Origin of the sequence: Streptomyces sp. NBC_00989 (genome assembly GCF_045162655.1) — a bacterium.
GTDB lineage: Bacteria > Actinomycetota > Actinomycetes > Streptomycetales > Streptomycetaceae > Streptomyces.
In genome coordinates this window covers 11,106,930-11,130,104 of sequence record NZ_CP108728.1, presented here as the reverse complement: position 1 = coordinate 11,130,104, position 23,175 = coordinate 11,106,930, and the positions used below count along the sequence as shown (strand labels likewise).

The 23,175-nt window shown below is 70.1% G+C and carries 25 protein-coding genes, 2 pseudogenes and 1 riboswitch; of the genes and pseudogenes, 19 read left to right on the top strand and 8 right to left on the bottom strand.

What is annotated here, in order from left to right; all coding sequences use genetic code 11:
- Window positions 1–2: 2 nt before the first annotated feature.
- Complete coding sequence (tnpA, locus tag OG714_RS50230) at window positions 3–401, top strand: IS200/IS605 family transposase (RefSeq protein WP_406132212.1); 399 nt, start codon at window positions 3–5, stop codon at window positions 399–401.
- Between the two features lie 104 nt (window positions 402–505).
- Window positions 506–1,192, top strand: a complete 687-nt coding sequence (locus tag OG714_RS50225; RefSeq protein WP_406131191.1) for a TMEM175 family protein — start codon at window positions 506–508, stop codon at window positions 1,190–1,192.
- A 118-nt stretch (window positions 1,193–1,310) separates the two neighbouring features.
- On the opposite strand, the gene OG714_RS50220 is transcribed toward OG714_RS50225, so the two are convergent.
- A complete protein-coding gene (locus OG714_RS50220; RefSeq protein ID WP_406132210.1) occupies window positions 1,311–1,949 on the bottom strand; it encodes a ScbR family autoregulator-binding transcription factor in 639 nt (212 codons plus the stop codon).
- A 109-nt stretch (window positions 1,950–2,058) separates the two neighbouring features.
- Here OG714_RS50220 and OG714_RS50215 point away from each other — a divergent pair, with 109 nt between their 5' ends.
- Both OG714_RS50215 and OG714_RS50210 read left to right on the top strand, forming a co-directional pair.
- The gene (locus tag OG714_RS50215) at window positions 2,059–3,039 is read left to right on the top strand and encodes a ScbA/BarX family gamma-butyrolactone biosynthesis protein (RefSeq protein WP_406131190.1); all 981 of its coding nucleotides are present in this window, start codon (window positions 2,059–2,061) and stop codon (window positions 3,037–3,039) included.
- Window positions 2,946–3,527 carry a DUF6086 family protein gene (locus OG714_RS50210; protein WP_406131189.1) on the top strand — a complete coding sequence of 194 codons (582 nt, stop codon included), beginning with the start codon at window positions 2,946–2,948 and terminating at the stop codon, window positions 3,525–3,527. Before OG714_RS50215 ends, OG714_RS50210 begins: the two co-directional genes overlap by 94 nt.
- Before the next feature lie 276 nt (window positions 3,528–3,803).
- Here the strand turns inward: OG714_RS50210 and OG714_RS50205 are convergent, their stop codons facing one another.
- Window positions 3,804–4,244: a MerR family transcriptional regulator gene (locus OG714_RS50205; protein ID WP_406131188.1), complete on the bottom strand. Its 441-nt coding sequence runs from the start codon at window positions 4,242–4,244 to the stop codon at window positions 3,804–3,806.
- Window positions 4,245–4,274: 30 nt separating this feature from the next.
- The gene (locus OG714_RS50200) at window positions 4,275–5,294 is read right to left on the bottom strand and encodes an MDR family NADP-dependent oxidoreductase (protein WP_406131187.1); all 1,020 of its coding nucleotides are present in this window, start codon (window positions 5,292–5,294) and stop codon (window positions 4,275–4,277) included.
- Window positions 5,295–5,463: 169 nt separating this feature from the next.
- A riboswitch (SAM riboswitch) is annotated at window positions 5,464–5,577 on the top strand.
- Between the two features lie 34 nt (window positions 5,578–5,611).
- Here OG714_RS50200 and OG714_RS50195 point away from each other — a divergent pair.
- From OG714_RS50195 to OG714_RS50165, 7 genes are all read left to right on the top strand, one after another.
- Window positions 5,612–5,737, top strand: coding sequence for a putative leader peptide (locus OG714_RS50195; protein ID WP_406131186.1), 126 nt, complete (start codon window positions 5,612–5,614; stop codon window positions 5,735–5,737).
- A 237-nt stretch (window positions 5,738–5,974) separates the two neighbouring features.
- Entirely contained in the window at window positions 5,975–7,597 is a 1,623-nt protein-coding gene (locus OG714_RS50190; protein WP_406131185.1) for an ABC transporter substrate-binding protein, read from the top strand.
- Window positions 7,598–7,600: 3 nt separating this feature from the next.
- Window positions 7,601–8,560, top strand: a complete 960-nt coding sequence (locus OG714_RS50185) for an ABC transporter permease (RefSeq protein WP_406131184.1) — start codon at window positions 7,601–7,603, stop codon at window positions 8,558–8,560.
- Complete coding sequence (locus OG714_RS50180) at window positions 8,557–9,501, top strand: ABC transporter permease (RefSeq protein WP_406131183.1); 945 nt, start codon at window positions 8,557–8,559, stop codon at window positions 9,499–9,501. Before OG714_RS50185 ends, OG714_RS50180 begins: the two co-directional genes overlap by 4 nt.
- Window positions 9,483–11,213 carry a dipeptide ABC transporter ATP-binding protein gene (locus OG714_RS50175; RefSeq protein WP_406131182.1) on the top strand — a complete coding sequence of 577 codons (1,731 nt, stop codon included), beginning with the start codon at window positions 9,483–9,485 and terminating at the stop codon, window positions 11,211–11,213. The genes OG714_RS50180 and OG714_RS50175 overlap by 19 nt, the downstream gene beginning before the upstream one ends.
- Window positions 11,210–12,223 carry an LLM class flavin-dependent oxidoreductase gene (locus OG714_RS50170; RefSeq protein ID WP_406131181.1) on the top strand — a complete coding sequence of 338 codons (1,014 nt, stop codon included), beginning with the start codon at window positions 11,210–11,212 and terminating at the stop codon, window positions 12,221–12,223. The genes OG714_RS50175 and OG714_RS50170 overlap by 4 nt, the downstream gene beginning before the upstream one ends.
- Window positions 12,220–12,750, top strand: coding sequence for a hypothetical protein (locus tag OG714_RS50165; RefSeq protein WP_406131180.1), 531 nt, complete (start codon window positions 12,220–12,222; stop codon window positions 12,748–12,750). Before OG714_RS50170 ends, OG714_RS50165 begins: the two co-directional genes overlap by 4 nt.
- Window positions 12,751–13,172: 422 nt before the next feature.
- Here OG714_RS50165 and OG714_RS50160 read toward each other — a convergent pair.
- From OG714_RS50160 to OG714_RS50145, 4 genes and pseudogenes are all read right to left on the bottom strand, one after another.
- Window positions 13,173–13,340, bottom strand: a pseudogene (locus OG714_RS50160) (AAA family ATPase); the annotation flags it as partial.
- Window positions 13,341–13,360: 20 nt separating this feature from the next.
- Complete coding sequence (locus OG714_RS50155; RefSeq protein ID WP_406131179.1) at window positions 13,361–14,425, bottom strand: LLM class flavin-dependent oxidoreductase; 1,065 nt, start codon at window positions 14,423–14,425, stop codon at window positions 13,361–13,363.
- Between the two features lie 256 nt (window positions 14,426–14,681).
- Complete coding sequence (locus tag OG714_RS50150; protein ID WP_406131178.1) at window positions 14,682–15,119, bottom strand: AAA family ATPase; 438 nt, start codon at window positions 15,117–15,119, stop codon at window positions 14,682–14,684.
- A gap of 13 nt (window positions 15,120–15,132) precedes the next feature.
- Entirely contained in the window at window positions 15,133–15,705 is a 573-nt protein-coding gene (locus OG714_RS50145; protein ID WP_406131177.1) for an ABC transporter substrate-binding protein, read from the bottom strand.
- A gap of 99 nt (window positions 15,706–15,804) precedes the next feature.
- Between OG714_RS50145 and OG714_RS50140 the strand changes: the two are divergent.
- The 8 genes and pseudogenes from OG714_RS50140 to OG714_RS50105 all read left to right on the top strand — a co-directional run.
- Window positions 15,805–16,359: pseudogene (locus OG714_RS50140) on the top strand (hypothetical protein); the annotation flags it as partial.
- The gene (locus OG714_RS50135; protein WP_406131176.1) at window positions 16,356–16,850 is read left to right on the top strand and encodes a hypothetical protein; all 495 of its coding nucleotides are present in this window, start codon (window positions 16,356–16,358) and stop codon (window positions 16,848–16,850) included. The pseudogene OG714_RS50140 and the gene OG714_RS50135, both read left to right, overlap by 4 nt.
- Entirely contained in the window at window positions 16,799–16,948 is a 150-nt protein-coding gene (locus OG714_RS50130; protein WP_406131175.1) for a hypothetical protein, read from the top strand. Before OG714_RS50135 ends, OG714_RS50130 begins: the two co-directional genes overlap by 52 nt.
- A gap of 159 nt (window positions 16,949–17,107) precedes the next feature.
- On the top strand, window positions 17,108–17,830 hold the full coding sequence (locus tag OG714_RS50125; protein ID WP_406131174.1) for an ATP-binding cassette domain-containing protein: 723 nt from the start codon (window positions 17,108–17,110) through the stop codon (window positions 17,828–17,830).
- A gap of 78 nt (window positions 17,831–17,908) precedes the next feature.
- The gene (locus tag OG714_RS50120; RefSeq protein ID WP_406131173.1) at window positions 17,909–18,154 is read left to right on the top strand and encodes a hypothetical protein; all 246 of its coding nucleotides are present in this window, start codon (window positions 17,909–17,911) and stop codon (window positions 18,152–18,154) included.
- Between the two features lie 376 nt (window positions 18,155–18,530).
- Entirely contained in the window at window positions 18,531–19,553 is a 1,023-nt protein-coding gene (locus OG714_RS50115; protein WP_406131172.1) for a DNA-directed RNA polymerase subunit alpha, read from the top strand.
- Between the two features lie 283 nt (window positions 19,554–19,836).
- On the top strand, window positions 19,837–20,400 hold the full coding sequence (locus tag OG714_RS50110; protein ID WP_406131171.1) for a GIY-YIG nuclease family protein: 564 nt from the start codon (window positions 19,837–19,839) through the stop codon (window positions 20,398–20,400).
- Between the two features lie 203 nt (window positions 20,401–20,603).
- Complete coding sequence (locus OG714_RS50105) at window positions 20,604–22,004, top strand: glutamate decarboxylase (RefSeq protein WP_406131170.1); 1,401 nt, start codon at window positions 20,604–20,606, stop codon at window positions 22,002–22,004.
- A gap of 84 nt (window positions 22,005–22,088) precedes the next feature.
- Here the strand turns inward: OG714_RS50105 and OG714_RS50100 are convergent, their stop codons facing one another.
- Complete coding sequence (locus OG714_RS50100) at window positions 22,089–23,153, bottom strand: threonine aldolase family protein (protein WP_406131169.1); 1,065 nt, start codon at window positions 23,151–23,153, stop codon at window positions 22,089–22,091.
- Window positions 23,154–23,175: the final 22 nt, after the last annotated feature.

Here is a 23,175-nt window from a genome sequence, read left to right as displayed (position 1 = left end):
ACATCAGACGGGGAAACCACGTCATCTACACCCTCCACGTCCACTTGGTGTTCGTCACCAAATACCGGCGTGAGATCTTCAACGACGACATGCTGACGCGCTGCGAGGAGATCATGCGGGACGTGTGCGAGAGCTTCGGCGCGGAGCTGCGGGAGTTCAACGGCGAAGGCGATCACGTCCACCTACTCGTGCACTACCCGCCGAAAATCGCCCTGTCCAAGCTCGTCAACTCCCTCAAGGGCGTCAGCTCCCGATATCTGCGCGCGGAGTACACCGGCCGGATCAACCGGATCGGGACGGGATCCGTGTTCTGGTCCCCGTCCTATTTCGCGGGGTCCTGCGGCGGCGCACCGTTGAGCATCGTGAAGGAGTACATCGAGAACCAGAAGCGCCCAGCCTGACCACCACCCCGAAGACGCAGAGATCTCCCGCGCTTCACACCTCCTGGCCCAGGATCGCATTCCCGCCCGGCCTGAAGGCCGGGATTCCCTGCGAAGAACAAGGGATGGATGTCTCGACTGATCAAGAACTGCCGTCCGAGGACCAGGACATGGAGGTCCGGGCGGTCTCCGGCGAGCGCCTCACGTTCTTCGGTCACGCGGTGGTCGCCATCCCGCTCACATTGCTGGCTCTGGAACTGCCGGTACCGGAGGGGTCGACCAACTCCGAGTTGTGGCACCCGGCCACGTCACACCGTGCGAGCTATCTGGCGTTCATGATCAGTTTCGTGGTGATCGTCGCGCACCGGCGCTCACACCACCGGGTGTTCCGCTACGTCACGGCGACCAACAGCCGGTTGACGGCCTTCACCATGCACTGCCAGCTCATGCTGGTGGTCACCCCGTTCGTGACCGACGTGACCGGCGACCACGGGGCGTTCCAGGCGCGATTCATCTTCTACGCCGTCGTGCAGTTCCTGGCCTGTCTCCTGTTCATCCTGATGGTCCGTGAGGTCCGCCGCGACCGCCTCCAGCGCGTCGGCACCCCGCCCGAGCTCTTCGCCCGGGTCATCCGCCGTATCGGCCTGGTGGCCCTGGGATTCCCGGTCTCGATCCTGGTCGCGCACGTCACCAACTGGGCTTACATCTGCTGGATCGTGGTCCCGGTCTTCGACTCGGTCGTCGACGCGCGCAGGAACCGTTCCGGGCAGCAGGGCCTGGAGGATTGGACCGAGGGTCCGTCGACGCCCTGAACTCGCTTCGGCGGTAAGGGTGTTGAGCGGGTGGCCGTGTGATTCCGGGAACAGCACCGCTCTCCAGCGCTTCGTACGGTCAGGCGCGTTCGTTCACTTCACCACTCGGCGCAGGCCGTCATCGGGTGACCGCCAACAAATTCTTGGCCCCCTCCAGACACTTCACCGGATCCACCGGCGCCGCCTGCAATCCCGGCAGCAGCATCATCCACAGGTCGCTCACCGCCTCCTCGATGTTGCGGCGGTCGTCCAGCGCGTCGGAGACGGTGTGCACTCCGAAGAAGCTGGAGACGAGGACCCGTGCGGCGCGCTCGGCGTCGATGCCGGGGGCGAGTTCGCCCGCTTTCGCGGCGGCGGTCAGCATGCGATCGGTCGCGTCGATCCACCCCACGAAGGGCCTGGGCAGGGAAACGGGGATGGTCCTGCGCTCACTCCAGAGCCTGTTGCCGGCCCGGACGATGACGTTGTCTCGGAATTCCCGGGCGACGGCGAGGCTCAGGCCCACCAACCGGTCGAGAACCGGGCCCTCCTGGGATTCCCAACGCTCCACGTATCGCGGCCATTCGGCGAAATGGGCTTCCAGGACACCTCGGGCGAGCCCTTCCTTGCTGCCGAAATGGAAATAGATCGCCCCGCTGGTGTACCCGCTCGTACGCGCCACGTCGCTGATGCTCGTACCGACGTACCCGTGCTGTTCGAACAGCACCGCGGCCGTCGCCAGAACAGCCCGCCGGGTGGCTTCCGCACGTTCCTGCATATTCTCGGTCGTCCCTGTCCTGCGTGCCGGATCGTCTTTTCCGGTGAATCTAGCCGACCGGCCGCCGTTTCCCACACGTATGACAGAGAACCATAGCTTCTATTATTTTATGACTGACTCACACTCTTTTGCCCTGCCCGAAACCGACCCGGAACAGCTGACGTTGAGCTGGGACACCTGCGTGTCCCGGACTCTCGTGCACCGGAAAGCGGTCGCCGAAGTCCTGCTCACCGACGCCCGAGTGCTGCCCGACGGCCGTTACCTCCTCGCCGCGCAGTGGCCGCGCTCGTATGCCACGTCGGTCGCCTCCAGTACGGGTACGGCCACCGGTTCGCGTTCTGGTTCTCGTTCTGGTTCCGGCGAGCGGCACGATCCGATGCTCGCCGCCGAGACCATCCGTCAGGTCGGTCTGTACATCTGCCAGCGTTTCCTCGGCGCCCCGAGCACGAGCAGGCCCGTCATCAGAAGCGTCGGCTTCCAGCTCGACAACAGCACGGAGCCGGTGGTCGGCTACGGCGCCACGGATGTGTTGTGCCGGGCCGAGGTGCACGACGTACGCCACGTCGACGACGTGCCCTGGCCGGTCGCGCTGAACGTACGGATCCAATTCTCCGCCGCCGGACGGGAGTTCGGCTCGGCCTTCGGACGCGTCCGCGTGCTGTCCGAGGAGGAGTACGAGACGTTTCGCGGCCCGAACGCCGCCGCCGGCCCCGTCCCGGACGACGTGCACTGGCGCCCGTCGCCCACCGAGGTGTCGGTTCCCTCCCCCGGCGACGTAATGCTGGTCCGCGACCCCGCCGGGGCCTTGCTGGTGGCGCCCGCCGACCTGCGCCACCCACGGTTCTTCGACCACCCCAGCGACCACGTCCCCGGCATGGTCCTCCTGGAAGCCGCCCGCCAGGCGGCCTGCCTGGCGGGAGCCTCCCCCGGCCGACTGAACGGCTGCCGCATGCAGGCCCTGCGCTTCACCGAGTGGAACTCCCCCGTCCACGTCGAATGCGGACCGGCCGAGGACGGCTGGACCTTCCAGGTCACCCAGGGCGGCGCTACGACCGCCTCCGGCACGCTGTCGTTCGCGACGGAGGGGTAACTCCACTTCAAGGGGCGCGGCTTGACGTACACCTCGTGCAACAGCCCCGCTTTTCAACCCCCGTTGTCGACCTGCGATGGACGCCTGTCCGATCAAAGGACGGGCGCCCAACGCAAAACCCACCAGGCACAGGGCAGCTCGAGGTCGATCCGGCCGCCTACGCGGAGTTCGTACGTGAGCTGGTCGCCTGCCAATGCCGGACAGGCCACTCCGTGATCCTCACGCTGTCCGAGGGGTTCGTGGCGACGGCGGTCGCACTCGCGCGGCGCGCCGGAATCGAGGTGCCGATCCCGGAACCGGAAGCCGGCCACATCGGTAGTCGCGCCCAGAACGACATCCAGGTTCCCGGCAACCCCAGAACCGCGTCGACCGCCGTCGCCACCACGCCGGACACCCGGGCGCGGGAGATCGATCGCTGGATGGCCCGTCATCCGTTGCCGTCCGCAGCAGCCCTGAACCCGCGATCCTCAACCAACCGCATGAGGTAACGGCATTCCTGCGGCTCGCGATCATCAGCCAAGCGATCGTGGACGACCGCTTGCACCCGCCTCCGCTGATCATCATCCCGAAATCCGTCTCCGAGGTCCGCCAGAGTCACCGTCCGGCCGTAGCAACCGCACCCGCCACATCCACCACTCCCGACGGTGCCAACCACCGCCCCTACAAGCCCCTTTCACCGAGCCAGAGGGGCGCCCCGGCTCGCTGGGCGCAGACCCGGCGGAGTGCGCGCCGTGCGAGGCTGCGCACCTACGGCGACGCCCGTGTCAGGACCCGGTCCGCGCATCGCTCATGGGGGCGTCGAGGCCGATGAGTTGGCCGACCAGGACACCGAACCGCAGGTCGAGCCCGTCGGCGAGGCGGTCGCGCAGCTCCGTCAACCGGTGGATGCGGGCGTCGAGTTCGGCCAGTCGCCGGATGGCCACCAGCGGGACGACGCACTTGTCCGAGTAGGGACCAGGGCGGACCTGCGGCACGGTCGGGCTGGCGGGCAGCGCGTCGATGATGTCGATGAGGCGACGCACATCGCCGATGGTGAGGCCGGAGTCCAACAGCCCGCGGACGGCGTGGAGTCGGCGTACGTCCTCCTCGCTGTACTCCCGCTGTCCCGACGCCGTACGCCGTGCCGTGACCAGGCCGCGCTGCTCGTAGTAGCGCAGGGTGCGGGTGGTGACACCCACGGCTGCCGCCGCGTCGCCGATGCGCATTCCGTCCTCCGGAAGTCGGGTGGCCGGCGACTACAACTCCACGACCACCGTGCCGATGTGGTGTCCTTCGAGCAGTTCCATGAGGGCGCGGGGTGCCTGGTCGATTCCGGACAGGCGGGTGTGCGGGACGGTGACCGAGCCCTCGCGCAGCCAACGGCCGAACGTCTCCGGGTATTCCGCCAGCGCGTCCCGGTGGCGCGCGCCGCTGACGCCGCGGACCTCGATGCCCCGCACGATGAGCGAGTAGGTGTCGATCTCGACGGGCGCCGTGTCCTCGCCCGACACCTGTGCGGAGAGCGCTCCGATCAGTCCCACCCGGGCACCGGGACGGGCCAGCGCCAGCGCGGCTCGCAGCTGCTCCCCGCCGACGGTGTCCACGACCGCGTCGATGCCCTCGGGGGCCGCTTTGCGCAACTGGTCCTCGATCGGTCCGGCGCCACGCAGCACGACCGCGTCGTACCCCAGCGTCTCGACCAGGTAGTCGGCCTTGCGCTGTGAGCTGGTGCTGCCGATGACCCGGCCAGCCCCGCGCAGGCGGGCGAACTGTCCGGCCAGGGTGCCGAGTCCGCCCGCCGCGCCGGAGACGAACACCGTGTCTCCGTCGCGTACTTCGGCTCCCCGGACGACGCCGATCCAGGCCGACGGACCCTGCGAGAGGTACGCCACCGGGTCCGGCAGGACCGTGAGGTCGACGGGCTGCACCGCGTCGGCCTCCACCACGGCGTACTCGCGGAACCCCGCCCAGTGCGACACCAGGTCACCGGGGCGCAGCGTCCCGCCCTCGGGAGCCGTCACCACCTCGCCGACGGCCGGAGCCGACAACGGCCGGCCGACCTCGAACGACGGCATCGGCATCCCCGCGTCGCCCCTCATCAGGGTGCGCAGTGAGGCGGCGACGCTCATCAGGCGGTTGCGTACCAGCGCCTGTCCGGGTCCCGGTCGCGGAACGGGAACCTCCACCACGGCGAAGTGGTCCGGGTCGAGGGCGCGTTCGGGACGGGCGGCGAGACGGACCTCGCGATGTGTGGCGGGGAGGTTCGACCGAGACATCTACGGGCTCCTGACGGGTTGTTGGCGCCGCACACCTCGTGCGGCGCCCCCGACGTTAAAAGTTGACGCGTACGTCAAGGGCAAGCCGGAGCGACGGTCCGGTCGCTGCCGCTCGCCCGCCCGCACCTGCCATTGACGTACGACGATGTCGCTCCGTACGATCACGATCGGCATCGAGTGTCAGCGTCAAGCCCTGGCTTGCTGACCGGCAACCCTCCGACGCGGTGGGGTGCTCCAGGTGAAAGCCCGGCAGGATCACCGAGGATCTCTGCAAGCGCGAGGCCCTGTGGCCGGGGTCGGAGATGTGGAGGACGGTCGTGCGACACAGCAGTGACCCGAGTGTCTCCCCCGCCTCCCTGACGGCCGCGACCGTGTTCTCCCGGTTCTCGCGCCGCCGCCACATCGACCTGCAGCGCTTCACCAGCTGTCTGTGTCGCGCCTGACCGCCTTGACCACGTCCGTCTGACGTCTGTCGCGGCCTGTAGGCGTTCTCCCGCAGCCTCTCGCGGTCCTGTCCGTGTTCGCGGACATGGTCCGCAACCGCCGCGTCCCCTCCCGCCCGACCCCCGAACTGCACTGCCCGTCCTCGGCGTTGCGCCGACCGGAGCGGCGCGCCCGCGCGCGCAGCCGTGATCCGCGGGGCACCCCCATGCGTAGTGACACGAGTAGGAGCACCCTTCGTGAGAGCACATCCGGACATCCGCCCCACCCGATGGGCGGCGCTTGCCGCCCTCCTGACCACCAGCGTCCTGCTCACCGCCTGCGGGTCCGGCAGCAGCGGCGGCTCGGGCAGCGGCAGTGGCCCGGCGAAGTCCGGTGGCACCCTGACCTTCGCGGTGGGTTCCGACGCCGGCTGCGTGGATCCGCAGCAGGTGGCCAGCAACGACACCATCTACTCGGTACGTCAGGTCGTGGACTCCCTCACCGACCAGGACCCCGGGACCGGCAAGATCGTGCCCTGGCTGGCGAAGAGCTGGGACATCAGCTCCGACGCGACCACGTTCACCTTCCACCTCAGGTCGGGTGTGACCTTCAGCGACGGGTCCGAGCTGACCGCTCAGGTGGTCAAGGACAACTTCGACGCGGTGCCGAAGCTCGGCGCGCTGGGGACCCTCGCCGAGGGTTATCTGAGCGGCGTCAAGAGCACCACCGTGGTCGGCCCGCTCACCGTCAAGGTGACCTTCCAGCAGCCCAACGCCCAGTTCCTGCAAGCGACTTCGACGCACTCGCTGGGCATCGAGTCCTCGGCGAGCGTGAAGAGGTCCCCGCAGCAGAAGTGCAGCCAGGGAGTGGTCGGCTCCGGGCCCTTCGTGCTCAAGCAGTACGTGCAGAACCAGTCGATCACGCTGGCGAAACGCACCGGGTACGCCTGGGGTTCCTCGCTGTGGCACAAGAGCGGCGAGGCCTACCTGGACAAGGTGGTCTTCAAGGTCGTGCCCGAGGCGGGGGTACGGGCCGGCAGCCTCCAGTCGGGGCAGGTGGACGCGATCAGCAGCGTCGGCAGGGCCAACGAAGCGGCGCTGAAGGGCGGCCAGGTCACCCTCCAGCGACGGGCCAACCCCGGCGTGGTGTTCGGCCTGGCCTTCAACAACTCACGGCTGGTTCTGAAGGACGCCCGGGTACGCCAGGCCATCGGGTTCGCCATCGACCGCAAGCAGATCGCCGACACCGTGTTCCCGACCGGGACCCAGCCCGCGACCAGCGTCCTGGCGCACACCACACCCGACTACGCGGACCTCTCCTCGGACCTGACGACCGACGCGGCCAAGGCGAAGTCCCTGCTGGACGCGGCCGGTTGGAAGACCGGTAGCGACGGCATCCGTACGAAGGACGGCAGGAAGCTGAGCCTGACGGTGAACTGGATTCCCAACTCGGCCACCAACCAGCCCGCGTTGGAGTTGATCCAGCAGCAACTCAAGGCTGTCGGTGTCGGCCTGACGCTCAAGCAGCTCCAGGTCACCCAGCTCGCCCCGACGCTTCAGTCGGGTGACTACGACGCGGCGTGGGGGAACGTGACCCGGGCCGACCCGGACATCCTGCGCAGCTCCTTCTCGACCAAGCTGGCCAACTTCTACCGCGTCCCGGTGGGCCCGCTGGACACCCCGCTGACCCAGCAGGCCGCGACCACGGACCCCACGAAGCGCGCTCAACTGGTCGGGCAGGCCCAGCAGTTGATCGTGCGGAACGCCTACTACGCACCGGTGGTGGAGCTCCAGACCCAGATCGGCGTGGCGACGAAGGTGCACGGCCTGAACTTCGACGCCTCCAGCCGGATCCAGCTCCACGACACCTGGATCGGCTGACCCGTGCGCCGCTACGCGGTCAAACGGCTCGCCCAGGCCGTCGGGGTGCTGTGGGCCGCCTACACGGTGTCCTTCCTGGTCCTCGACTTCCTGCCCGGCGATCCGGTCACGGCGATGGCCGGCGCCGGAATGGACTCCGGGCAGGTCGATCCGGCCCAACTCGCGGCGTTGCGGCACGAGTACGGCTTCGACAAGCCGATCCTGGTGCAGTACGCCGACTACCTCGGCAAGGCGGTGCGCGGGGACTTCGGCGACGCGGTCTCCACCGGCCGGCCCGTCACCTCGACGCTGGCCGACGCGCTGCCCCAGACACTTCAGCTGACCGGAGCCGCGCTGCTGCTCGCGGTGATCCTGGGCGGCGGTCTGGCCGTGCTGGCGACGTACACCTCGCAGCGCTGGCTGCGCCAACTGCTGCTGTCGTTGCCGCCGTTGGGGGTGTCCGTCCCGACGTTCTGGACCGGTCTGCTGCTCGTGGAGTCCTTCTCCTTCCGCTTGCACTGGTTCCCCGCCTTCGGCAACGACGGGCTGCGGGGGCTGGTCCTGCCGGCCGTGACCCTGGCGATCCCGACCGGCGCGCAGGTCGCCCAAGTACTGGCCAAGAGTCTCCTCACGGCACTGGACCAGGCCTATGTGGAGACCGCCCGCGCCAAGGGCGCCGGCCGCTGGCGGGTCCATCTGCGGCACGCCCTGCGCAACGCGTCGCTGCCGGCGCTGACGGTCGTAGGACTGCTGGTCGGGCAGTTGATCGCCGGTTCGGTGGTCGTCGAGACGGTGTTCTCCCGTGACGGCCTCGGCCGGGTGACGGCCGCCGCGGTCACGGCCCAGGACATCCCGCTGGTCCAGGGGGTGGTGGTGTTCGGGGCGCTGATCTTCGTGGTGACGAACCTGGTCGTCGACCTCGTGTATCCGCTGCTGGACCCGCGGATCGTGGTGGCCTCGGGCCGGAAGGCGGGATTCGCATGAGCCAGGAACTGATCGACGACGCCACCGGCGCCGCGCCGGACCTCCCGGCCCGGCCGGTCGAACCGGCAGGCGACCCCGGACCGGGCGACGGCCCCGAACCGGGGAGCCGTGTCGGCCTGCGGCGCGTCCGAGGGTTCCTGGTGCGCCGCCCCGGCCTGCTGCTGTCGGTCCTGATCGTCGTCCTGGTGGTGCTGGCCTCCTTCTGGCCGGACCTGTTCACCTCGAAGGACCCGCTGCAGGGGGTGCCGTCGGAGAATTTCCGCGGCCCCAGCGGCGCGCACTGGTTCGGCACCGACGAACTGGGACGCGATGTGTTCTCCCGGGTCGTACACGGCGCCCAACTCTCCCTGAAGGCAACGCTGATCGCGGTCGCGGTCGCCTTCGTGGTGGGCAGTCTGATCGGTCTGGTCGCCGGGTTCGTCGGACGCTGGGTCGACGACGTGCTGATGCGCTTCGTCGACGTACTGCTGTCCATCCCGGCGCTGTTCCTGTCCCTCGCGCTGGTCACCGCGCTGGGCTACGGCACGGTGAAGGTGGCGGTCGCGGTCGGGATCGCCAGCGTCGCGAGCTTCGCGCGGGTGACGCGGTCGGAGGTGCTGCGGGTGCGGCAGGCGGTCTTCGTCGAGGCATCGCGCTCGTGCGGATCCCGCTGGTACTCGGTCCTGGGCCGCCATGTGCTGCCCAACGCGGCGGGCCCGGTGATCGTCCTGGCCACCCTCGACTTCGGCTCCTCGATCCTCGCGGTGTCGGCCCTGAGCTTCCTCGGCTACGGCGCTCCGCCGCCGGCACCGGAGTGGGGCACGTTGATCTCCGACGGCCGCAACTACCTCGCCAACGCCTGGTGGTTGACCGCGCTGCCCGGACTGGCGATCGCCGCGACCGTGCTGGCCACCAACCGCATCGCACGCGCGCTGGACGGCGAATGGTCGCGGCAGCGATGACCGAGCGTGTGACGAACGACCCCGGAACGGGTGGGAACTTGACGACAACAACGAGCACCGAACCGAACGGGCAGGGCGCCCTGGAGATACGCGGCCTGTCGGTGTCGTACCGCACCCGCGGCACCACCGTGCGGGCGGTGCGGGACGTCGACCTCGACGTGCGGCCGGGTGAAGTGACCGCGGTGGTGGGCGAGTCGGGCTCCGGCAAGAGCACCACCGCGCACGCGGTCACCCGGCTCCTGGCACCGAACGCCAGGATCGACAGCGGCACGATCCGCTTCGGCCGGCACGATCTCACCGCACTGTCGGAGGCGGAGCTGCGCACCGTACGCGGCGCACAGATCGGCCTGATCCCGCAGGACCCCTCGGTGTCGCTGAACCCGGTCAAGCGCATCGGCGAGCAGGTCGCCGAGGTCCTGCGCATCCACGGTCTGGCGACCCGCCGTTCCGCTCCGTCGGAGGCGATCGACATCCTGGACCGCGCGGGCCTGCCCGACGCGGCCACCCGGGCCCGGCAGTACCCGCACGAACTCTCCGGCGGCATGCGGCAACGCGCACTGATCGCCATCGCCATCGCCGCGAACCCGAAGCTGATCATCGCCGACGAGCCGACCAGCGCGCTCGACGTCACCGTGCAGCGCGTCATCCTCGACCATCTCCAGGGCCTCACCGAGGAGTTGGGCACGGCGATCCTGCTGGTGACCCACGATCTCGGAGTCGCCGCGGACCGGGCACAACACCTGGTCGTCATGTCGCAGGGGCGGGTCGTGGAGGCGGGCCCGACCCGTGACGTCCTCGCCGACCCCCAACACGAGTACACACGACGGCTGTTGGCGAGCGCGCCGAGCCTGGCCACCGCCCGCGCGAGATTCCCGGCCGCCGCGCCCGCGGCCACCGAAGGGACACCACTGGTCGAAGTCCGCAACGCGGTCAAGGAGTTCAGGCTCCCCCGCGCGGACGGCGCGTCCCGCACCCTGCGCGCGGTGGACGACGTCAGCTTCACCCTGCACCGCGGCCGGACCCTGGCCCTGGTCGGCGAGTCCGGTTCGGGGAAGTCCACCACGGCCCGGCTGGTGCTCCGCCTGACCGACGCGACCGAGGGCCACATCCTGTTCGACGGAGCCGAGATCACCACCGCCCGGGGCGCGCGGGCCCGCCAACTGCGCCGCCGGGCCCAGCTCGTCTACCAGAACCCGTACGCCTCGCTCGACCCGCGCTTCTCCATCGCCGAGGTGATCACCGAACCGCTCCGCGCGTTCAAGGTCGGCGACCGCACCTCCCAGCTCGCCCGCGCCCGCGATCTGCTCGACCGGGTCGCGCTGCCCGCCTCGACGCTGGAGCGCCGTCCGGCGGAACTGTCGGGCGGGCAGCGCCAGCGCGTGGCGATCGCCCGTGCCCTGGCGCTCTCACCGGATCTGGTCGTCTGCGACGAGCCGGTGTCCGCGCTCGACGTCTCCGTCCAGGCCCAAGTCCTCGACCTGCTGGCCGAGTTGCAGGCCGACACGGGTGTGGCGTACCTGTTCATCTCGCACGACCTGGCCGTCGTACGCCAGATCGCGCACGAGGTGGCGGTCATGCGGGCCGGGCGCATCGTGGAGGTGGGCGCGCCCGAGGACCTCTTCACGCACCCCGGGCACGAGTACACCCGTGAACTGCTCGCGGCGATCCCCGGCCGCCGGGACGACCACGACCTGAGGACGCAGACCGCATGACCATCACCTCCCTCGCCTTCCTCACCCCGGGCAACTTCGCCGACGACGACCCCTACACCGGCCTGGAGGAGACCCTCCAACTCTTCGAGTACGGCGAGCGGTCGGGCTACGACGGCGCCTGGATCCGGCAACGCCACCTCGAACACGGCGTCGGTTCGGCCGCGGTGTTCCTCGCCGCGGCCGGACAGCGCACCGAGCGCGTCGAGTTGGGGACCGCGGTCATCCCGATCGGCTACGAGAGCCCGTTCCGGCTGGCCGAGGACCTGGCCCTGGCGGACGTACTGTCCCGTGGCCGGCTCCAGATCGGCTTCTCCACCGGCATGCCGCACGCCGAGATCCTCGGCGACCTCGTGCACGACGGCGACTGGCGCTCCTTCGACCTGTCCTACGGCCGGGTCGCCCGTGTCGTCGACAACCTGCGCGGCGACTACCTCGGCGGGCCGGACACGGTGATCCAGTCACCGGGCAACACCCAGCGACCGCGTCTGCAACCGCACAACCCCGGTCTGGTGGACCGCATTTGGTACGGCGGGGGCAGCCTGCGCTCGGCTCGCTGGGCCGGCGAGAACGGCCTCAACCTGCTGTCCGGCAACATCGTCACCGGCGAGGGCACCGACGACTTCACCACGGCCCAGTCGAACCTCCTCACCGAGTACCGGCGGCTCCAGCCCGCCGCCCGCGTCGCGGTGGGCCGCGTGATCGTGCCGTTCGACAGCGCGGACCGGGCCACCCGCACCCGCTACCGGGAGTACGCCGCGAGCCGCCACGCCCGCACCCTGGCCCCGCAGGGCCCGAGACGGACCCTGTTCGCACCGGACGTGGTCGGCACGGCGGAGCAGATCCTGGACCAACTCGCCGCGGATCCAGTGGTGTCGGCCGTGCCGGAGCTGCGTCTTGAGCTGCCGTACGAGTTCCGGCGGGAGGAGTACGAGCAGATCCTGCACGACGTGCGCCACCTGGTCGCACCCGAACTGGGCTGGCGTCCGGCGCAGTTGGAGGCCGCGCGATGAGTGCCGTACGACTGGACGCACACACCCGGGAGCCGTTCGCGGACGGTCACCGCTTCACCGAGGGCGGGGCGTACGGGGTGATCACCGCCACCGCTCACTACGCCGTGGACCCCGAGGCACCTGCCAACCGCCCGATCACAGACCTGGACCTCGCATCGCGCGACAGCGGCGGCGACGGCGTGGTGCGTTTCAACGGGGACGTCGAGATCCTGCGGCCGGTCGACGGCGAACGCAGACGGCAGTTCTTCGACTGGGGCAATCGGGGCAACAAGCGGGCCGTCCAGTACTTCTGCGACGCCCCGCACACGAACCGCCCCCGGACGCCGGCCGACGCCGGCAACGGCTATCTCCTTCGGCGCGGTTACACGGTCGTCTTCGGCGCCTGGCAGGGTGATCTGCTGCCCGGCGAAGGACGACTGCTGCTGGACCTGCCCGTGGCGACGCGGGGCACGGAACCCGTACGCGGCCTGACGACGGCCGAGTTCATCGTGGACACGCCCGTCCGGTCGCTCCCGCTCTCCCGCTGAACGAACACCAGATCCTCCCCCGTCAGCGCGCACGGGGTACACACCGCACGGCTCACCCGGCGCCGGTACCCGCACAGCGAGCCGGAGGAACTCCCCCGGGAGACCTGGCAGTTCGCCCGCCTCCAGGGCGGCGGGAGCGATCTGCGAGGAAGCTCCGTCGCCGTCGTACCGAGCCGGCACGACCTCCTCCTCGACAACGGGTTCCGGCCCGGCTGGATCTACGAACTCACCTACGAGGCCGAGGAACCGCTCGTCCTCGGGCTGGGCCTCGCCGCGGTCCGCGACCTGGTCAGCCATCTCCGCCACGACCCGGAACAGCCGGTCGGCGAGATCAACTACGCCTACGGCTGGGGGCGTTCGCAGAGCGGCCGCGCCATCCATGACTTCATCCACCCCGGCTTCAACGAGGACACCGAGGGACGACCGGTGGCATATCCGGCCGGCCCCACGGGGCGCCGCGCCAGACCGGAGCGGACGAGGGCCTGCTCGATGGTGTCGACGCGCAGGTGCACCGCCCCGATGCGCCCGGCCAGGAGTCGGGACAGCGTGGTCTTCCCGGTGCCGGGGAGTCCGCCGCCGACGATGAGCACGGCGTTCGACAGCACGCGGATCAGCGCAGCCGGGGCAGCAGTTGCTCGCCGATGCGGATGATCTCCTGCTTGTAGGGGGTGTCGGAGAGGACGAAATGGGTGATGCCGAGCTTGCGGTAGTCGTCCAGCGCGGTGGCGACGTCGGCGGCGGAGCCGACCAGCCAGGTCGTCGCCGCTCCCCCGCCGCCGAACCTGCCCGGTGTGGTGTACAGGCAGGTGTCGAGCACCTCGCCCCGGGCGGCGAGGTCGTAGAGCCGCTGCTGTCCGACGGCCGCCTTGCGGTTGCCCGTCCAGGTCAGCTCGTCACCCGGGCCGGCCGCCATCCGGGCAACCCGCTCCTCGGCGGCCCGCCACGCCTCCTCCGTGGTGTCACGCACCACGGTGGTGATCCGCAGTCCGAACTCCAACGGCGCGTGCCGACGGCCGACCTGCTCGCTCAACGCCTTGAGCCGGTCGATGCGTTCGGCGAGCCCGGCGAGGGGTTCGCCCCAGAAGAGCTGTACGTCAGCCTCCGCCGCCGACACCCGCTCGGCGGCCTCGGACGCGCCGCCGAGGTAGAGCGTCGGATGCGTTCTCGTGTCCGTCGGGTAGGGGCGCGGCGCCAGGGTGGACCGGCTCACCTGGAAGTGCGCGCCGTCGAACGTCACGTCCTCCTCGGTCCACAGCCGTCGTACGAGACGCATGAACTCCTGGGTGCGCGCGTACCGTTGGGCGGGATCGCTGCGGGTGTCGCCGTAGGCGGCCAGGTCGTCGAGTCCGCTGACGATGTTGACCAGGACCCGGCCGCGGCTGAGCTGGTCCAGGGTCGCCGCCGCGGCGGCGAAGTGGGCGGGCTGCCAGTAGCCGGGCCGAACGGCGATCAAGGGCTTGAAGGTGGTGGTCCGGGCGGCCAGCGCGGTGGCGACGGTGAAGGTGTCGGGCCGTCCCCACCCGGTGCCCAACAGCGCGCCGCCCCAGCCGTGTTGCTCTGCCGTGCGGGCGAGGTCGGTGGAGTACTCGATGGAGCCCCAGCCGTCCGTCGTATCGTCGCCGCGGTGCCCCGGCTCGACGGTGTTGGGGATGTACCAGAGGAATTCCAGGCTCATGGCGCTTCCGATCGCGGCCCGACCGGCGCCGGAGCGATGGCGGGACCGGGCGGGATAGGGAGGAACTCGGCGTGGATCGCGGTGTGGATCAGGCAATCAACACAGTGCGCTGGACACGCGGACGAGGTCGACGCAGCGCTCCCTGGTGAGCAGCAGGACCTCGGTCATGTGATCGAGTTTCCGAGGCATCGCTCCGCGTGTCAATGGCCCCAGGTCGACGCGGGACACCGTCCTGAGGTTCGGCCCCCGCCGCGTTTCACCGCGAGAGCCGCGCCATGCTCGCCGCGATGGGCGCCGCCCTTTCGGCGACCTCACCGGGCGGCACCTCCACCAGGTCGTAGCCGAACAGCCGATAGCTCTGTTCGTGGATGATCCTGTCGATCTCGGTGGAGAGCGCCTCCGGGACGGGGCGTCCGAGGTAGCTGCCGAGGGCGTGCGTGCAGATCCGAGACCTGTCGTAGACCTGCACGGACACGTCTCTCGTCGTGGGCCGCGTCTGTCGTCGGTGCCGCAGTTCGACGACCTGCTCGATGAAGTCCGCCCGCGTCCAGGGCTCTGCGTCCCCTTCTGCCTGCTTGCGCGTGATGACCGCGGTCGCCGCCTCGTCGACGACGTCGAACCCGCGTTCTTGCGGGTGACGGACGATCGACGTCTTCCCCGCACCGGGTGTGCCGGTGCGGATGAAACGCTTCATGGCGCATCCTTGTCTACGTGTGCAGTGCCTTCTCCAGGCTGTCGATCACGCCGATGGCGTCCGAGTAGGAGCACGGCAGGAAGTCCGAAGTACCTACCAGGTGATGGGACTTGGCCACCTGGAGGTCCTTGAACGCCTGCAACGCGAACAGCTTCTGGATGTTGTTGGCGGGGGAACCGTCGTTGTTCGTGTAGTAGACGACGTAGTCGGCGTCCTTGAGCAGATCCGCCCGCTCGTACGACACGGACTTGGTGCCGCCCTTGGCGACCGAGGCGAACCGTACGCCCAGCTCGGTCAGGATCGCTCCGACCGGTGATTCGGCGCTGTAGATCCAGTAGTTGCCGTTGTCGAAGCCGCCCTGGATCACGTCCCAGCGTGCGTTCGCCAGCTTCGAACCGTAGGTCTTGCGTACCGCCGCGATCCGGCCCTTGTACTTCCGCTTCATCGCGGCCAGTTGGGCCGTGCGGTTCACGAACCGGGCGGTGGCGTCCGGGTATGCGGACCAGGTGGCGGTGTCCTTGAAAGGGGCGAACGTGGTCGGCGCGATGGCGGACAACTTCTTGTAGGCCTTGGACAGGTAGGGCACGCCGACGCCGACGACCAGGTCGTCGCGGCGACACCGCAGGGCGCGCGCACCTCCGTCGGCGACCGGGGCGAACTACTCTCCGTCGGTCAGCGCCAGCGCGTCGCGCTCGGTCGGGCACTCGCGGCCCGGCCGCCGGTACTGGTCCTGCACGAACCGACCACGACCGTGGACACGGTGACCGAGGACGCGATCGCCGGGCGCGTCCGCGGCGCGAGGGCGGGCCGCACCACGTTGGTCGTCACCAACAGCCCAGCGTGGTTGGCGCGTTGCGATCACGTCGTGCAGGTGTCCGCGACGGGCAGGGTGTCCACTGCGCCAGGTTTCGACTCAACAGCCGTGGCTCCTAAGGCCGTTACACCCGGGACTGGTCCAACACCCACTCATCTCAAGCCCGCCGCACCGAGCGCCGATCCGACACCCCCACGCCCCAGGTCCGCTGCACCGAACACCGATCCGACACCCTCGCGCCCCAAGACCACCACACCGAACATCGGTCCAATACCCGCGCTCCCTAAGCCTGTTGCACCGTGCACCGACCCGACGGCCACGCAACCCAACCCCACTCCCCCGACACCCCGGCATCCCAAGTCCACTGCGCCAAACGCCAGTCCACCCCCCGCCCGCCCCAACACCCCCAGGACCACGGCACGATGACCACCGCACCCGCCGACCACCCGCCCCTCGCCCCGACGCCGCTGCTCCCGGTGGCCACCGCCCGGCAGACCCGGGCCCGACTGCGGGACGCCCTTCAGGGCAGGTGGCTCGTGCTGTGGGCCGCCGTCGCCGCCCTGGCGGTCGACAGCGCCCTCGCCCTCGCCGGGCCGACGGCCATCGGCCGGATCACCCAGGCCATCACCGACCGGCGGGCCCCGGGCGCGCTGGTCTGCCCGGTGCTGCTCCTGGCGGGTGCCGCCGCTGCCGGTGCCGTGACCGGCTGGTGCGCGGCCGTTCTGTCGGCCCGTGTCGTGCAGCCCGTCGCCGCCCGGCTGCGCGAGGACGCCGTCACGGCGGCGCTCGCCCTGCCCGTGGACGTCGTCGAGGCGGGGGGGGCACCGGCGATCTGGTCTCCCGGGTCTCCGGTGACGTGGACCGGGTGTCACAGGTCGCGTCCGGAGCGCTGGGCGACTTCGTCGCGGCGGCGCTGACGATCGCCGCCACCCTCGTCGGACTGGCCGCCCTGGACTGGCGGTTCGCGCTCGCGGCGCTGCTCGCGGTGCTGCTCCAGGCGTACGCCCTGCGCTGATATCTGCGGACCTCGCAGCCGCTCTACGCGGAGGGCCGCACCGCCGACGGACGCCGTACCTCGGCGCTGCTCGGCGCGTTCGCCGCGCTGCCCACGCTGCGGGCGCTGCGCCTGGGCCCGGGCCGGCACGCCCGGGTGGAAGCGGCCTCGGCGGAGACGATGACGTACGAACCGCGGGCCACGCACACGGCGACCCGGTTCTACGGCCGGCTCAACGGCGCCGAACTCCTCGGCCTGAGCGCGGTGCTGGTCGCGGCGTACGCCCTGGTGCACTCGGGGTCGGCCGACGCGGGCGCGGCGACGACGGCCGCGCTGTTCTTCGTGGGCCTGTTCGATCCGGTCAACACGATGCTCGGCAGATTCGACAGTGTGCAGCAGGCGGCGGCCGGCCTCGCAAGGATCGTCGGCGTCACGCTCGGCGGCCCCGCGTCGGACGAACGCCCGCAGGGCCCGATCAGCCATCCGGGAACGGCACTTGTGGTGCACGACGTCCACCACCGCTACGGCACCGGCCCGGACGTGCTGCACGGCGTCGACCTGGAGCTGGGCGCCGGACAGCGGCTGGCGATCGTCGGCGCCACGGGCTCGGGCAAGTCCACGCTGGCGAGTCTCATCGCGGCCCTGCGCCTCCCGTCCTCGGGACGGGTCACCCTCGGCGGCACCGACACCGCCGGCCTGGCCGCCCCCACGCCGGACGGGCGGCGCCGGATCATGCTGGTGACCCAGGAACACCACCTGTTCCTCGGAACCGTCGCGGACAACCTCCGGCTCGCCCGGCGTGACGCCTCGGCGTCGGACCTCGCCGCCGCGCTCGCCGTCGTGGGCGCGACGGGGTGGATCGACGCGCTCCCGGACGGCATCGACACCGCCGTCGGCACCTGAGGCGTCGGTCTCACCCCGCGCCGGATACAGCAACTCGCCCTGGCCCGCGTCCTGTTGCTCGATCCGGAGGTGGTCGTCATGGACGAGGCCACGGCGGAGGGCGGCAGCGACACCGCCCAGGCCCTCGACCGGGCAGCCCTCGCCGCGACCGAGGGCCGTACCGCGGTGGTGGTCGCCCACCGGCTGTCCCAGGCGGCCACCGCCGACGTCGTGGTGGTGATGGACGACGGCAGGGCCATCCAGCGTGGGCGGCCCGACGAGCTGCGGTCGACCGGCGGGATCTACGCCCGTCTGTGGGCCGCCTGGTCGCGCGGCACCGGGTGACCAGGCACCGTCCCGTCTGTCTCCCCCGTCACACCCGGCATCGTCCCGCCCAGTTCGCCCGTCCCGTACCGCTCCGCACGACCCCGCTCCGGTCGTCGCGATCCCGGCGCTGCATATACTCCATGATCACGACACGATCCGATCCCGGCCCCGTATCCCTGCCCGGACGCCCCGCGCGCCCGAGTGCTGGACGCGGGCAAGACCGAAGTGGTTACGGGGGCGGCGGGCGGAAGCAAATCGCCCAAAGCCTCCTCGCCGGGTCGGGGAGACGGGCGGTTCGGCCACGGCGGAGACCGTATCGGCCCTGCCGCCCCGTACTCTTCGTGTTGTCTACGGCGTCACATAGCGGGCGCCAAACCACTGGAGGCAACACCGCATGCTGATCGCTCAGCGCCCCTCGTTGACCGAAGAGGTCGTCGACGAGTTCCGCTCCCGGTTCGTGATCGAGCCGCTGGAGCCGGGCTTCGGCTACACCCTTGGCAACTCCCTGCGTCGTACGCTCCTCTCCTCGATCCCGGGTGCGGCCGTCACGTCCATCCGTATCGACGGAGTGCTGCACGAGTTCACCACCGTGCCGGGCGTCAAGGAGGACGTCACCGACCTGATCCTCAACATCAAGCAGCTCGTCGTCAGCAGTGAGCAGGACGAGCCTGTCGTGATGTACCTGCGCAAGCAGGGCCCTGGTCTGGTCACCGCCGCCGACATCGCGCCCCCGGCCGGTGTCGAGGTGCACAACCCCGACCTCGTCCTCGCCACGCTCAACGGCAAGGGCAAGCTGGAGATGGAGCTGACCGTCGAGCGCGGTCGCGGCTACGTCTCCGCCGTACAGAACAAGCAGGTCGGTCAGGAGATCGGGCGCATCCCGGTCGACTCGATCTACTCGCCCGTGCTGAAGGTCACGTACAAGGTCGAGGCGACCCGTGTCGAGCAGCGCACCGACTTCGACAAGCTGATCGTCGACGTCGAGACCAAGCAGGCCATGCGTCCCCGTGACGCCATGGCGTCCGCCGGCAAGACCCTGGTGGAGCTGTTCGGTCTGGCGCGTGAGCTCAACATCGACGCCGAGGGCATCGACATGGGTCCGTCCCCGACGGACGCCGCCCTTGCCGCCGATCTCGCCCTGCCGATCGAGGAGCTGGAGCTCACCGTTCGGTCGTACAACTGCCTCAAGCGTGAGGGCGTCCACTCCGTGGGCGAGCTCCTGGCGCGTTCCGAGGCCGACCTGATGGACATCCGCAACTTCGGTGCGAAGTCCATCGACGAGGTCAAGGAGAAGCTGGCCGGCATGGGCCTCGGCCTCAAGGACAGCCCGCCCGGACTGAACCTCTCCGCCGCTGCCGAGACCTACGGCGTCGACGACGACGTGGACGCGGGCTTCGTGGAGACCGAGCAGTACTGAATGCCGCGCTGCGCCGGCCTTGGTGACACTTCGCGGGCGGGGACAGGAGAACCTCCACACTGTTCCCGCCCGGAGGGGCACCTCGGCCGGCTCCGCGCCGGCGCGCGAACCCTGACGAAGGCGGCCGCAGACAAAGCGGGCGTCTTTGGCGTTTCTTGCGCAACCCGCAACCCGAAACCCGCAGCTCGCCCGACCGGCGGTTGCCGGTCCCCGGGCGGGGAAGCCGGCGCTCCTGGTGGGGATTCGGGTGACCGTCGACACCCGCTGCGCCTAGGCTGCGCCCATGCTCGATGCTCCAACGGTCCGGCAGGCCACCGCCGACCTGCTGTCCGCGCCTCGCACCTTGAGCGCCGCGGTCCCCGCACTGCCCGCGGCCTCGGGCCTGTACGCCTGGTGGGCGCCGCCCGAGGTCCTGGCCCCCTTCTCAGGGCCGCTCAACTCGGGTGATTCCGGATGGCGACTGCTCTACCTGGGCAAGGCGAGCCGCTTGCGCTCCCGGATCGCCTCGTACCACCTGCGGGATTCCGGGCGCTCCACCCTGCGCCGCACCCTCGCCGGACTCCTCATGGCCACCGAGGGCTATCGCACCACGTGGACCGACCGCGTCGTCCTGATCCACGAGGACGAACAGCGCCTCACCGACTGGATGCAACAACACCTGGCACTCACCTGGAGCGAGCAGGCCGACCCGGTCCCCCTGGAGACGGAACTGATCGCCGGCCTGTGTCCGCCGTTGAACCTGGCCGGAGCCCAGCAAGGCACCCCCCGGGATCGCGTCAAGCAGGCACGGGACGGGTACTACGCCAGCGCGGGACCCCGTCCGGACAAGCAGCCCGGGTCCCGGTGAGCGGAAGAACCTGGTCAGATCCCCACCGGTGATCAAGATCTGCCCTGCGAAAAGTAATGCCCAGTACGTACAAGGGAAAATCCAGTTCATCAGTCCGCAAATCGATCACTGGATCGGTGTAATCGCCACATACGCCGCACCGCTCGGCGATCTAGCGTCGGAGTGCACGGGGCCGCACGGACCAGAAAGGCATCCAGACACTCATGCCCATCCCGCATACCGACGTCATGCCCGAAGCCGAGTTCGACACCCTGACCGTTTCCCGCGGCGGCGGCCTCCCACCGGCCGTCGACCTCCTCCAGCCCGTCGACGAGCTGCCCGAGTTCGCGTCGGAGCCCGATCTGGTCTGCCGCCGCGTACGTGACGAGCTGATGCTCGACGGCAACGCGCGCCTCAACCTCGCCACCTTCGTGACGACCTGGATGGAGCCGCAGGCAAGGGAGTTGATGGCGGAGACCGCCGAGAAGAACCTCGCCGACCGCGCCGAGTACCCGCAGATCACGGCGATGGAGGAGCGCTGCGTACGGATGCTCGCCCGGCTCTGGCACGCGCCGCACGCGGAGGAGGTCCGCGGCTGCTCGACCACGGGTTCCAGCGAGGCCGCCATGCTCGGCGGGCTCGCGCTCAAGCGCCGCTGGCAGGAACGCCGTCGCGCCCAGGGCAAGGACACCGCGCGCCCGAACATCGTGATGGGCGCGAACGTCCAGGTGTGCTGGAAGAAGTTCGCCAACTACTTCGAGGTGGAGCCGCGTTACGTCCCGATGGAACCGGGCCGCTACCACCTCACGGCCGACACGCTCACCGCCTACTGCGACGACAACACCATCGGTGTCGTGACGATCCTCGGGTCCACGTTCGACGGCTCCTACGAGCCCGTCGCGGACATCTGCATGGCCCTGGACGGCTACCAGGCCGCCACGGGCACCGACATCCCGGTGCATGTCGACGGCGCGTCCGGCGCGATGGTCGCCCCGTTCCTCGATCCGGGCCTCATGTGGGACTTCCAGCTCGAACGCGTCGCCTCCATCAACACCTCGGGGCACAAGTACGGGCACGTCTTCCCCGGCCTGGGCTGGGCCCTGTGGCGCAACGCCGAAGCCCTCCCCGACGACCTGGTGTTCGAGGTCGACTACCTCGGCGGCAGCTCCCCCAGCTTCACCCTCAACTTCTCCCGGCCGGGCGCGCACGTCGTCGCGCAGTACTACAGCTTCCTCCGCTACGGCTTCGAAGGGCTGCGCAATCTGGCGTCCCAGAGCAGCTCCACGGCCCGCGCACTCGCCGCGCGCATCCGGACCATCGCGCCCTACGAGTTGGTCACGGACGGTTCCGAACTCCCGGCGTTCGCCTTCCGGTTGACCCCCGGCACGCGGGGCTTCACGGTGTTCGACATCTCCCACGCGATGCGGGCCCGCGGCTGGCATCTGCCCGCGTACAGCTTCCCCGCCCCCTGCCAGGACGTCTCCGTCCTGCGCCTGGTGGTGCGCACCGGGTTCACCGCCGAACTCGCGGGCATGTTCATCGCCGACCTGACCGAGGTCACCAGGAACCTCCACGCGCCCCGCCCGACGCTCACGCCGCAGATCAAGCCGCTCGTCACCACCTGACACCGGCGCACACGGACACGCCCCTCTCCTCCTTCACCGGCGTCTCACCGACCGGCCGGTTCCGCGCGGTTCGCAGGAACACCCTCAACGGGTGTGACGGCGGACCGCGTCGAGGAGTTGGTCGATGTCGTCGGCCCTGTGCGAGAAGGCGGTGACGAAGCGGACGATGCCCGGCTCCCAGCGGTCGTGGTAGAAGGCGTAGCCCTCGGCGAGGAGGCCTTCGGTGACCTGCTGGGGCAGTCGGCAGAAAAGGATGTTGGCCTGCGGGATCGCCAACAGGCCTGCCCCGGCGATGGACTTGAGGCCCTCGCTGAGCCGGGCGGCCATCGCGTTGGCCTGGCGGGCGTTGCGCAGCCAGAGACCGTCGGCGAGATACGCGTCGATCTGGGCCGTGTTGAAGCGCATCTTGGAGGCGAGCTGCCCCGCGCGCTTGGCGCGGAAGGCGAGTTCGGCGGCGAGTGCGGGGTCGAAGGAGACGATGGCGTCGGCGGTCATCGCGCCGTTCTTGGTGGCGCCGAAGGACAGCACGTCGACACCGGCCTTCCACGTCATCTCGGCCGGGGTGGTGCCGAGTTGGACCAGCGCGTTGGCGAAGCGCGCCCCGTCCATGTGGACCCGCAGCCCCGCGTCCTTGGCGATGGCGGACAGTTCGCGGATCTCCTCCAGGGCGTAGACGCTGCCGCTCTCGGTGGCCTGGCTGATGCTCACCGCGGACGGCTGCACACTGTGCACGTCACCGGCCCGGCGACGCACCGCCGTCCGCAGCGCGGCGGGGTCGATCTTGCTGTCGGGGCCCGGCACACCGACGAGCTTGGCCCCGTTGGTGAAGAACTCCGGAGCACCGCATTCGTCGGTGTTGATGTGGCTGTCCGGGTGGGAGAGCACGCTCCCCCACGGCGGCGTGAGGGCGGCCAGGCTCAGGCCGTTCGCGGCGGACCCGGTGGAGACGGGGAAGACGTCGACGTCCCGCTCGAAGATCTCACCGAGCCTGCGGCGGGCGCTGTCGGTGAAGGGGTCGTTGCCGTACGGCAGGACCTGCCCGGCTGCCGCGTCGGCGACGGCGCGGGCTATCTCCGGGGACGCTCCGGCCATGTTGTCGCTGATGAAGGCGCGGCCGGAAGGCGTGGTGGCGATGGCGGAGGTGCTCATGAGAGGGGGTTCCTCGGTCTCA

What these genes read in the sequence shown, in the direction of transcription:
- OG714_RS50225 (WP_406131191.1), top strand. Translation starts at nt 506, where the DNA reads ATGGATGTCTCGACTGATCAAGAACTGCCGTCCGAGGACCAGGACATG.
- OG714_RS50220 (WP_406132210.1), bottom strand. Translation starts at nt 1,949, where the DNA reads ATGCAGGAACGTGCGGAAGCCACCCGGCGGGCTGTTCTGGCGACGGCC.
- OG714_RS50215 (WP_406131190.1), top strand. Translation starts at nt 2,059, where the DNA reads ATGACTGACTCACACTCTTTTGCCCTGCCCGAAACCGACCCGGAACAG.
- OG714_RS50210 (WP_406131189.1), top strand. Translation starts at nt 2,946, where the DNA reads ATGCGGACCGGCCGAGGACGGCTGGACCTTCCAGGTCACCCAGGGCGG.
- OG714_RS50205 (WP_406131188.1), bottom strand. Translation starts at nt 4,244, where the DNA reads ATGCGCATCGGCGACGCGGCGGCAGCCGTGGGTGTCACCACCCGCACC.
- OG714_RS50200 (WP_406131187.1), bottom strand. Translation starts at nt 5,294, where the DNA reads ATGTCTCGGTCGAACCTCCCCGCCACACATCGCGAGGTCCGTCTCGCC.
- OG714_RS50180 (WP_406131183.1), top strand. Translation starts at nt 8,557, where the DNA reads ATGAGCCAGGAACTGATCGACGACGCCACCGGCGCCGCGCCGGACCTC.
- OG714_RS50175 (WP_406131182.1), top strand. Translation starts at nt 9,483, where the DNA reads ATGGTCGCGGCAGCGATGACCGAGCGTGTGACGAACGACCCCGGAACG.
- OG714_RS50170 (WP_406131181.1), top strand. Translation starts at nt 11,210, where the DNA reads ATGACCATCACCTCCCTCGCCTTCCTCACCCCGGGCAACTTCGCCGAC.
- OG714_RS50165 (WP_406131180.1), top strand. Translation starts at nt 12,220, where the DNA reads ATGAGTGCCGTACGACTGGACGCACACACCCGGGAGCCGTTCGCGGAC.
- OG714_RS50155 (WP_406131179.1), bottom strand. Translation starts at nt 14,425, where the DNA reads ATGAGCCTGGAATTCCTCTGGTACATCCCCAACACCGTCGAGCCGGGG.
- OG714_RS50150 (WP_406131178.1), bottom strand. Translation starts at nt 15,119, where the DNA reads ATGAAGCGTTTCATCCGCACCGGCACACCCGGTGCGGGGAAGACGTCG.
- OG714_RS50135 (WP_406131176.1), top strand. Translation starts at nt 16,356, where the DNA reads ATGACCACCGCACCCGCCGACCACCCGCCCCTCGCCCCGACGCCGCTG.
- OG714_RS50125 (WP_406131174.1), top strand. Translation starts at nt 17,108, where the DNA reads ATGACGTACGAACCGCGGGCCACGCACACGGCGACCCGGTTCTACGGC.
- OG714_RS50120 (WP_406131173.1), top strand. Translation starts at nt 17,909, where the DNA reads ATGGACGAGGCCACGGCGGAGGGCGGCAGCGACACCGCCCAGGCCCTC.
- OG714_RS50115 (WP_406131172.1), top strand. Translation starts at nt 18,531, where the DNA reads ATGCTGATCGCTCAGCGCCCCTCGTTGACCGAAGAGGTCGTCGACGAG.
- OG714_RS50110 (WP_406131171.1), top strand. Translation starts at nt 19,837, where the DNA reads ATGCTCGATGCTCCAACGGTCCGGCAGGCCACCGCCGACCTGCTGTCC.
- OG714_RS50105 (WP_406131170.1), top strand. Translation starts at nt 20,604, where the DNA reads ATGCCCATCCCGCATACCGACGTCATGCCCGAAGCCGAGTTCGACACC.
- OG714_RS50100 (WP_406131169.1), bottom strand. Translation starts at nt 23,153, where the DNA reads ATGAGCACCTCCGCCATCGCCACCACGCCTTCCGGCCGCGCCTTCATC.